At 35.7% G+C, this 8,294-nt stretch carries 7 protein-coding genes and 1 pseudogene; 4 read left to right on the top strand and 4 right to left on the bottom strand.

Translation table 11 applies throughout. The annotated features are described in order from the left end of the window. Positions 1 to 164: 164 nt before the first annotated feature. Positions 165 to 257, top strand: a pseudogene (locus FJR04_RS26735) (IS1 family transposase); the annotation flags it as partial. Positions 258 to 599: 342 nt separating this feature from the next. Here FJR04_RS26735 and FJR04_RS23975 read toward each other — a convergent pair. Beyond that, positions 600 to 1,046 carry a thermonuclease family protein gene (locus tag FJR04_RS23975; RefSeq protein WP_168499591.1) on the bottom strand — a complete coding sequence of 149 codons (447 nt, stop codon included), beginning with the start codon at positions 1,044 to 1,046 and terminating at the stop codon, positions 600 to 602. Between the two features lie 84 nt (positions 1,047 to 1,130). Next, on the bottom strand, positions 1,131 to 1,826 hold the full coding sequence (locus FJR04_RS23970; protein ID WP_168499589.1) for a hypothetical protein: 696 nt from the start codon (positions 1,824 to 1,826) through the stop codon (positions 1,131 to 1,133). A gap of 317 nt (positions 1,827 to 2,143) precedes the next feature. On the opposite strand from FJR04_RS23970, the gene FJR04_RS23965 reads away from it, so the two are divergent. From FJR04_RS23965 to FJR04_RS23955, 3 genes are all read left to right on the top strand, one after another. Continuing rightward, positions 2,144 to 2,797, top strand: a complete 654-nt coding sequence (locus tag FJR04_RS23965) for a site-specific integrase (RefSeq protein WP_168499587.1) — start codon at positions 2,144 to 2,146, stop codon at positions 2,795 to 2,797. Between the two features lie 385 nt (positions 2,798 to 3,182). Then, entirely contained in the window at positions 3,183 to 3,593 is a 411-nt protein-coding gene (locus tag FJR04_RS23960; RefSeq protein WP_168499585.1) for a hypothetical protein, read from the top strand. A gap of 11 nt (positions 3,594 to 3,604) precedes the next feature. Continuing rightward, complete coding sequence (locus tag FJR04_RS23955; protein ID WP_168499583.1) at positions 3,605 to 4,084, top strand: hypothetical protein; 480 nt, start codon at positions 3,605 to 3,607, stop codon at positions 4,082 to 4,084. Positions 4,085 to 4,663: 579 nt separating this feature from the next. On the opposite strand, the gene FJR04_RS23950 is transcribed toward FJR04_RS23955, so the two are convergent. Both FJR04_RS23950 and FJR04_RS23945 read right to left on the bottom strand, forming a co-directional pair. After that, positions 4,664 to 5,638 carry a hypothetical protein gene (locus FJR04_RS23950; RefSeq protein WP_168499581.1) on the bottom strand — a complete coding sequence of 325 codons (975 nt, stop codon included), beginning with the start codon at positions 5,636 to 5,638 and terminating at the stop codon, positions 4,664 to 4,666. An 80-nt stretch (positions 5,639 to 5,718) separates the two neighbouring features. After that, positions 5,719 to 6,765: a protelomerase family protein gene (locus FJR04_RS23945; protein WP_168499580.1), complete on the bottom strand. Its 1,047-nt coding sequence runs from the start codon at positions 6,763 to 6,765 to the stop codon at positions 5,719 to 5,721. Positions 6,766 to 8,294: the final 1,529 nt, after the last annotated feature.

Raw genomic sequence — 8,294 nt, 5'->3', positions numbered from 1 at the left:
TCCCAGTTAAAAATCATTACCGCTTGGCTTTGTTAGTTGACGGTATGAAGTATGATTTTGTGGAAATTCCCCCCGCTTTAGATGGAGAACTAATTAATAATAAATCTTGGCTTGTGTCGAGTCCGTGGCAGTCTAAAGCTATCAAGGAAGGGCAAAATATAGCCTGTACTCATTGTGGTAGTCTGGACATTAAAAAGAACGGCAAAAGCAATGATAAACAGCGTTATTCCTGCAATTCCTGTGGGAAGTCTTTTAGTGTTTAGGAGTAGAAAAAAATGAGACTGTTTAACCTTTGCGAGTATAAGTATTGTCTTATTTGGGAGCATCTAATATCATTCACTTTCACCCTTAGAACAGGTCATAAATTAGTAGGGGATAGCGTCACAGTAACCTTAGTTTACCCAAGGATAGTTATGTATTTTAATTCTGATTTTTCCTACTTGTGGCAGAATAGCAAAAGCGGCGATCCCGATGATATCCCATTTTAAATATCAAAAAGTATCATCTGATATCGTTATATATTGGATATCAGATAATATACTTAAAATAATTTCATACAGGATTTAGTCCCCCAATAATCGAGCGACTAGGGGATTTTGTTATCTCCATACCCCTGCTTTGTTCTGTTTAGCAATAGCTTCCGCAGTTTCTAAACTAGATTGATTAGGACAATTATCTGTTTTAATTTTTGCTATTCCGTTAACTAATAATTCCTCGGATAACATTTTTTCAATACCTGAATTACTTTTTATAAAAACTTCTGCTGTATCACCACTAAAAACAATAGTTGCTATGTTATCAACAGGTTCTAATTCTTTGCTTATCAAAGTTTTAGCTGCTAAGTTTTGATCACTTGGAACATCTACCCCACAAAGTTTTACTTGATGTTTATCCCTACCATTACTGATATTAAATATTAAATTATCATCTACATCTATAACAGTGTAAGTCTCGCTAGTTGGTGTTTTATGGCGAAAATTTAGGGTAATTATGATAAGCGCGATCGCAACTACTCCACCGACTGATAATATATTTTTTCTGGACATTATGGGGTCTAGCCTGGATAAGGGTAAAATAAGATACTTTATAAATAAACGTATTTACTCATGTAGAAAATATTATACATATTACTAATTGCAATTCCTTTCCCAGAAGGGTTTCTTGCATTGGATTAACCGCTCATTCAGATTTTTATTTTTTTGTTTGAGTGCTTGGTTTTCTGCTTTTAGATTTTCTAAGTTATCGCTTTCTTGTTGAAACTGTTCAAGTTTATCTAGTTGACTTTTCAAAGTGCTATTTATGCGCTCTAATTGTTGATTTTCATTTCTTAAAGACTCTAATTCCTGTGTGTTTAGATACCGCTGGGTTACTGCTTTTGTAATTGAATTAAATATCACAAAAAGTATAATAGATCCAGCAATAATAGGAACAATATATACAGTTGTTTTTGTGATTTCTTGTATTTTTTTTTCTTGTGCAGCTACTTTAGCTTGATTTATATCTAGCAGCGTTGTTATTACTTTAACTTCTGTCGCTAATATTTCCTGTGCTGCTTCAATTGACATATTTTTTGTTTTAGCAAATCCTTGATTAAATAAGTTTATTAGCTTCAAGTATTCTGCCCATGTAGCATGACCACTACCAAAATTTATTGGCGTAGCTAAATTCCGCATAGATGTAATGTATTGAACGCAAGAAAATGATTGATATGAATCAATATAAGATTCGCTATACAGCATTTTTTTTATAAGTTTATGCTCGACAGCGACATTAAAAACAGCTTTATTAATAACATCTACCGAAATATTATTTAATGTATTATTCATGGATTTATCTAATCAACTAAATATGCTTTATAAAACATTTAGGTTCTACTGCTCCCTTTCAGGATCAAACATCCCTTTTAGGGATTCATAACCATTGCTGTATATAGGTTTAAACTAAATTAGTATGTGATAGTTTCGCTCTCTTTGAGATTTCTTTAATTTTAACTGTATTAGTAAATTATCATAAGTATAAAAATATTGGCAAGTATCGAGATAAATAAGGACTTTATCGCGACGTTAGAAAAAAATTAGTAAAGCGTATCCTCTATCAACGCCCTGTAATTGTAAGCTGTAGATCACAGGGTCTATAGTGGCTTATGAAAATCAACAGGCACGGACGCGCCAAAGTGCTGACACAGCAGGAAATCCAGTTAATATTTAGTCAAGGTTTAGATAACGACCGTGACCGGATGCTGTTTGGTGTGTGTTTATTTAGTGCCTGTAGGATTAGGGAATGTGTAACCCTGCTAACTGGGGACGTTTACACACCCAAGGGTGAAGTTAGACCGCTGTTTGTGATTAGAAAATCAAACACCAAAGGAAAACTGGCCACCCGTTCCATCCCAGTGATTGAAGACCTACGGCGGTTACTCGCTGAACATTACCGACTAGCAGGTTATGATTACCTGTTCCCTGGTAGGAGCAACGGTCATATTAGCCACGATTCAGCAGCGCGTATTTTAAGGAAAGCTTGTGAGCAAGTAGGAATCACTGGAGTTAGTACCCACAGCTTCAGACGTACAGCCTTAACCCAGATGAGTAACGCTGGCATACCGTTAAGGGTAATTCAGGAATTATCAGGGCATAGGAACTTAGAACAGTTGCAAAGGTATTTAGAAGTGAGTGATGAACAGGTGTTAGGGGCTGTTTCTGCCTTATCAATGCTGTCACCTGTGGATAGTGTCGTGAAACCGGAATTTACCGACCTTTCTATACCGGAATCTATACGGGTGGAATTGAATCTAGATTAGATATGATTAATTAGATGTATAAGCGTCTTTTATTTACGGTTTAAAACTCCATTTATCTCAAGAAAACAGCAATTAACCATACAAAAGCTGATTCTTTTCAAAGAATAAGATTTTTTAATCATTTTTCATAAAAACTTAAAAAAGGCCAGAGTATCGCATCGGTGCGATATCTGTGCAGCATTATGAGTTATTTGCCATTTTTGGAGTCAATTAACTTGACAAAGTTGCAAAAAATATCTTTAATTAGGGTATAGGCATAAAATATATAAATAGCAAAAAGCCACGAAGCAGATTAGTTTTACTTATCTGTTACATTTTACTTGCTTCTAGATAAAATTAACTTATCTAAAGATTTTTATGGCATCTTAACTCTCAGGAGGCGAAAATGGTTCCTTTACAACTAGAAAAATCAAAAAGCAATACTCCCTTCACTTTAGCTACTGCTTGGAGCAATTTTTGTGAGTTTTTTATTGAAAAAAAACAGAGTTTTTTAGATTCCATTCTCCCCGAAAATAGAGCTAAAAAAGAAATAAAAAAATTGGAAGCTAAATTACGTGAAATCCCCAATGTTGAGGATATTTTTATAATACCAAGAGTCAGCAAAAGCCTACATGAAATAACTTTCAAGATACTAGCTGATGTAGATTTTGATATAGCTAGACAAATTGAGGAAAAAGCAATTAATTTAGTTATTGATACTAAGTGGGAATTGTGCGACTTTTATAAGACGGAAGATTGGCATTTTAGAACACAAGTAATTAATAATGCTGATTCTAGTTTTGTTACAATTGAATAGTTTTTTCGATAATGCCAGAAGCAAGTATATATAGAGAACAAGCTCTACTAAATGAGAATACAGCCCAAGCAGCAAAACAAGGTTTTTGCGATTGGGCTGTTATTATGTGTTTTTATTCCGCGCTCCACTGGGTAAATTATCATGCTTATACGAACGGAAATAGTCAAGAATTGATACTGGATAAATCTAAATACTCGAAGGGAACGAGAATACCTACACTACATGACTTAAAGTTTTATTATGTTGAAAAAATTGTTAATGAAGATTCCAAGAAACTCAGAGATACATTTCAGAATTCAAATAACAAAAATTATAAAGAAAAGTTAGAAGAAGTAAGAAAGTTACAAGTAGCGTATGAAAGTCTTTTTAATGCAAGTATGAGAGCAAGATACTTGCATTATTTAACAACTACTTCTAGAGCGCACTATACATCACAAAATATTGAATATTTTTTCAATAATTTAGAAATAATCAAAAAAAGACTTTCTTAAAGCTTTGCTGAATTAGGATTGATAGCCTTAGTTGATGAAGTTACACCCGTCCAGTATTAGGACGGATGCTACATAAGAATGTTAAGAGTTTCTTCCCTTTTTAATCATTTTATCTTTATCGTTTAGTTTAAATGCAGTGCTTAGACAAGTTTTAATAGCTATAAAAACATAGAAGAAAGTGATAGGAGATGGACTGATTGTACATAGAGCTACCTTATATACCATTGTGATAAAGGCTACTGTAAACTGAACTGCTTCTGATGTGTGGGTTAGGGTTTTTGTTGTCTTGGGCATAATTGCTCCTGTATTTTTATAGATATAGTCAAGTTGAAAAGTGATAGTAAAAGGTGTGCAACCTTAGTTAGGGGAAACTGACTGTACTCACTAGGAGTAGTAGCACTCTGTAAATACACTTCCTTGTCTTTCCCATAAACTCACTTAGTCAAGTTGATTATTTTTCAGGTGGTTATTAACTAAATATTTGCTATATCTATAACGCCCATCTCTTCTATCCCAGCTAATTTTGGCACTAAAAAAGGGAGTGTTTAAACTCCCTAAAAGTATTGCTATATAAAGCGTTTATTCAATTCCATTAGGGACTAAAGCCGCGACATCAATAACATCTTCTATTTTGCGCTTATCAGCTTTGCGGTTCAGATATGGTGTAAGTTCATGAGTTGCATTATGGCTATTAATGTCATCCTGGTAGTCCGTCAATATTTCCTTCACAGTTTGAGGTTTTGATCCTGTTAGGGATTGGATAGCAGTTTGATTAATATGCCACCTGTCCCCCGTCTCTGATACCATTTCTGAGTTATGTATTTTAATTGCTTGTATCGCACGTTTAACCATTTCTCTAGCACGTCCAGGGTGTGTTTTGTACTTTGCGCTAAGTAATTCTTGTGTCTCAACTCCTGACAAATCAGAATCAAATTGTTTAGCTTTACCTGTTAATGTAGTCGCATAAATAGTACAAGCTTTTTGAATAAATTCTGCTAGAGATAAACCAGAATGAGTTAGAGCATCTTGTACCTTCTGTTGAGTGTCAGCATCCAGTTGTAAAGCTTCAATTTTCATAGATTCTAAAGTTAATTCTGTAGTGATTTCTGGTTTAGTTTCTGCGGGAATATTTGCAGTTAATTCTGTTGCGGTATTTTCTTCTGTAATAATTTCTGGTTTAACTTCTGTAGCGGTTTCTAGTGATGGTGAAAAGCCAGTAAAATATTGATTTCTAGCATCGTCTCCAACTACTTCCCATCGTTCCTCACTAGCAGTGGCATACCATAAAGCCAAGTGTTCAAATCGTTCTACTTGACCCTTACCAGCCTTAGTAAAGTAGTAACCGGGTGTGGCTTCATTTTTATCAGGAAAAGCCGATTGAATAGCTTTTCTCAAAACAGTTCTACATCTGCTAAAATTGCCATCTGATACGGCTTTTTTCATTTCATCCCAGTATTTAAGGGTAACTTCCTTAATAGCTAATTCATCAGTTAGATTTTGCAGTTGTGTCGTTAGTTTTAAGGCAATTTGAGAAGCTTTGTTAGTGTCACTCATAATAGGTTTGATTTATTTAACTATCCCTATACTAACTCTCTTATTTGAATATGTCAAGAGGTTTTGTATAGGGATTAATTTTATATTTTGGTAAGGCTTCCTTGCTTTATCTCATACCGTTTATAGGCGTTAATAGTGCTTTCATCGTCATCGCCTAACACTTCCTTAGCAAAGTCCGTAAAGTCATAGGGATCTACATTCCCATCATTGATAATTGCGGCTCTTAAATATGCGGCTCTAAACTTGTGGTAGGTTCTTTCATCGGCTGGGAAAATATCCCAATCCTTGCATTTTTGATTTAAGGTTTTTGAGAAGCGTCTGTTTACTCGTTCAGGGTCTTCATCCTGATCAAATCGTTTACCCTTACTGTTAAGCCAGTCAAGAGCAAAGCAGACTAAATCAGCAGGTAATAGAGTAGGGATTTTAAAAGTTACGTCACGTAATTTAACAGCTTTATCAACTACTCGAATCTTCCTATCCTTGCCTTTCAATTGACCCTTAAACGCTACGGTATGGCTATCAATTAACTCAAAGCTTGCTGATAGATGGACTTCTGCCATACGCCGTCCAGTTGCCAAAGCTACGGCACAAGAAACATCAAGCCAGTTAGCATCCTCACCATTTTTAATGTCTGTAAGGATGCTAGAGGCATATTTTAGGGAGTTGGTTAAATCAATCTCAATTCTGTTATCTGCTTTGCGGCGTTCCGTGACAGTTTCCCGATAACGGGTATTTTGCTGGGTTTTATAACTGGCAAATTGATAGCTAAGGGCATTACCAAAATTGGTAATGATAGTGCAGACAGGGTGATACAAAGCAGGGTCTTTTAATTCAGTCTTTGCTGCTATCTTTAATTCCTTTTTAAGTGCGGTAATTTGACGCAAGCAAGTACCATATTCCTTTTCTTCTTCTGTACGATCATCTGGATAAGTAACTTTGAGTAGCTTGCTTTCCTGTGCGGCTAAAGCTTCCCATCCCGTTAAAGTCTTACTTCCAAGCTTTTTACCCTTTTTGCGTTCGGTAATTTTGAAGGGTGCGAGTGATTCAAATTGAGGTAGTAAAATCTTTACCCTGTCATTGATGTAGGTATTTTCTAAGTCTTCAGAAGATTTAAGTTGTCTAGCCATATCCTTGATATCCTTAATAAATAAAATTCATAATTAGATAGTAACCAAGGATAACACTAATGTCAAGAGGGATTGTACAGGGATATTTTAATCAGTCCCCAACAGTCCCCCGCAACTTTAACCATCTATTGCTGTGGGGAAATTTTGGTTTTGTCCTATATTTTTAGGTGTTATTTTATACGTAGTTTTTGTTAAAATTGGTTCAGTCACCACCAACTTTAAAAATGCTTATTGATAAAGATTCTCAATAATTTTCAATCGCTGTAACGGTTGCTGGTAAAGGATTTGAGGGCGATTTTAGGGCTGGTGATAGCCGCCTTTTTTTCTATAAAATCAGAATGAATATCACCACACCATTAAGCCCCGGCGAAACCGCTTAGGCTAAAGTATAAAATAAAGCAAAATGTAATTTAAGTGTTAAACGGAGTAAGACGGAATTGGGCGGATTTTAGGCTAAATCCTAATAGCGCGGTTCTAAGGTAGGTTAAAGAGGTATAATCCGCTAAACGATGTAATAGTCGTTTAAACAGTTTAGAACCGTCACGGGGTAAAATAGGGGACACTGGGGATGTTTTAATTTAATAGTTCGTTGTCAGGAAAATTTAAAACGGAACGGGGCGAAATTAGCGCGTATAAGAAGAATGTAGAATACTATGGCGGTAATCCTGGGCGTGTTACAAAAGTAGTATGTTTATGTTACACGGGACGGCACGGGGCGAAATTAGCGCGTTTAAACAGAGTAGGAAATATTATAGCGGTAAATCCTGGGGCATATTACAAAAGTAATACGTTTTGTAGTGCGAAACGGCACGGGGTGAAATTAGCGCGTTTAAATAGAGTACCAAGTTTTAAACCGTGCGTAATTGTGTTAAGCCTTTGCGGGGGAAATTTGGAGAATTAGCGATCGCACTACTGGAGAAGTCAGAATAAGTTATCTATATACAAGAGGGTAAGTTAAGGAAACAGCACGGGGGGGAATTTGGAGAAATCAAACAGTCCATTAAGAAAACTCGCGGCTGTGACAAGTCGTGCTTATAGTTTGTTTATATAAATATAAAAGCTATTAATTGAATTGGATACAGCACTTGGTAAGAAGTTATCTATAGACAAGACGGTTTGATAATGCCATCACTATACAAGACGACTTGACGCAACTATAACTAGACAAGAGGGTTAAGATAACTATACAGAACAGTTTGAATATAGATGATAACTATACAAGACAGTTTGACCGCAGATGTATCACTGTACAAGAGGGTTTAACGCAAGTATGATAACTATACAAGACGACTTGACGCAGATATCATAACTATACAAGAGGGTTTAACGCATACATAATGACTATACAAGACAGTTTGACCGCAGATATCATGACTATACAAGAGGGTTCGCGCAGATATCATAACTATACAAGAGGGCTTGACCGCATCCATGCACAAGAGGGTCTATACAGTCCTTGCTTTCATTCCTTGTTCTCTAGAGAACAAGGAATGAAAGCAAGGACTGTATAGACCCTCTTGTGCATGGAT

The sequence above is a fragment of the Anabaena sp. UHCC 0204 genome (assembly GCF_009711975.1).
Lineage (GTDB): Bacteria > Cyanobacteriota > Cyanobacteriia > Cyanobacteriales > Nostocaceae > Dolichospermum.
The sequence above is the reverse complement of the archived record's forward strand: the minus strand, read 5'-3'. Positions and strand labels throughout refer to the sequence as shown.